1 protein-coding gene is annotated in these 1,906 nt (G+C 63.7%); it reads left to right on the top strand.

What is annotated here, in order from left to right:
• Positions 1-399: 399 nt before the first annotated feature.
• The gene (locus ACMO6A_RS01685; protein WP_015760373.1) at positions 400-1,782 is read left to right on the top strand and encodes a sodium-dependent transporter; all 1,383 of its coding nucleotides are present in this window, start codon (positions 400-402) and stop codon (positions 1,780-1,782) included.
• Positions 1,783-1,906: the final 124 nt, after the last annotated feature.

The raw sequence follows: 1,906 nt of genomic DNA, 5'->3' as shown, positions 1-1,906 counted from the left end.
GAGTAGTCACCGTAGGAACGCATCTTCGCCCGTAAAACACGCCACAGCGCGCGAGGCGTGTTTTACGGGCGAAGATGCAGCGCCGCGCACGTTCGCAGACCCGGGACGTTCTTTCGGTGCGGCAGCGGCGAGACCGGCGTCCGAATGCGAAGCGGTTCCCGCGCGGCGGTGCGCGCGTCGGAGGACGCTTCCGTAGCACCTCTTCGGGCGTCGGTTGCTGGCAAAACGGATCTTTCGACAAAACGTTGTTGGCGACCAGGGTTTTCCCGGTATAATGATGCATCTGGATCGCGGCGCAGGTGCACGACGTGGATGGGCGCCCGTATCCGATCCCTTGCGGGCGCGTTCCGCGAGCGGATTTTCCGGGGAATACCAACTGAACGTTAACGGAGGTTTTCGATGGCTTCAACGCATGCGCACGCGCGCTCGGCCTGGTCGGGCAAGTGGGCGTTCATTCTGGCTGCGGCGGCATCCGCCGTGGGCTTGGGGAACATGTGGCGCTTCCCCTATCTGGCGGCCAAGTACGGCGGCGGCACGTTCCTGCTCACCTACCTGGTGCTGGTGTTCACGTTCGGCGTATCGCTGCTGTTGTTGGAGACGGCGCTCGGCCGCAAGACGGGCCAGTCCGCCATCGGCGCGTTCAAGCAGTTCGGCAAGAAGTACGCCTTCATCGGCATCCTGGCGTCCACCGTGCCCTTCATCATCACGCCGTACTACTGCATCATCGGCGGCTGGGTGACGAAGTACGCGGCGGCCTACCTGATCAACGGCCCGGAGGCGCTGGCCGACGGCGGCGACTTCTTCACGGGCTTCATCTCCAGCAACACGGAGAGCTTCCTGTGGATGCTCCTGTTCATGGCCATCGTGTTCATCGTGGTGTCGCTGGGCGTGAAGGGCGGCATCGAGAAGGCGAACCTCGTCATGATGCCGGCGCTCATCATCATGGCCGTAGGCATCGCGCTGTACACGCTGACCATGCCCGGCGCCGTCGACGGTGCCCTGTACTACCTCACGCCCGACTTCAGCAAGTTCTCGCCGGAGCTGGTCATCGGCGCGCTCGGGCAGATGTTCTACAGCCTGTCGCTGGCCATGGGCATCATGATCACGTACGGCTCCTACCTGGACAAGAAGTCCAGCCTCACGCAGAGCGTCGCCCGCATCGGTGGCTTCGACATCGGCGTGTCGTTCCTCGCCGGCCTCATGATCGTGCCGGCCGCGTTCGTGGCCATGGGCTCGGGCGAGGCCGTGGCGGCCAACTCCGGTCCGTCGCTCATGTTCGTCATCCTGCCCACCGTGTTCGCCGATATGGGCGGCGCGGCCACCGTCGTGGGCTTCCTGTTCTTCCTGCTGGTACTGTTCGCAGCTTTGACCAGCGCCATTTCGCTGACCGAAACCTGCACCTCCATCGTGCAGGACGGTGCGGGCTGGTCGCGCAAAAAGGCGCTGTGCGCCGTCATCGGCGTGGTCACGGTGGCCGGCATCTTCGTGAACCTGGGCTACAACGGCTTGTCGTTCATCGAGCCGATGGGCGAGGGCACCACGCTGCTGGACTTCTTCGACTTCATCTCCAACTCGGTGATCATGCCTATCGTCGCGCTGCTCACCTGCATCTTCGTCGGTTGGATCATCAAGCCGAAGGCCATCGTCGACGAGGTGAAGATTTCCAGCGAGTTCAAGGTGGAGAAAGCCTGGACCGTCATCATCAAGTACGTGGCGCCGGTGCTCGTGGTGGTCATCCTCGTTGCGTTCGTCGCGCAGACGTTCGGGCTCATCAGCTTCTAGCGTTCAGGCGCATACGAGGCATTCGCGCGGAGCGCCCTTCGGGGCGCTCCGTTTCGTTTCGGGCGCGAGCGGCGCGGATGGGGCTCGTGCTTCGTGTGCGTTCCGGTTGCGTCCCGGTCGTGCC

The sequence above is a fragment of the Eggerthella sp. genome (assembly GCF_048329335.1).
GTDB lineage: Bacteria > Actinomycetota > Coriobacteriia > Coriobacteriales > Eggerthellaceae > Eggerthella > Eggerthella lenta.
This window is presented reverse-complemented; position numbering and strand designations above follow the sequence as displayed.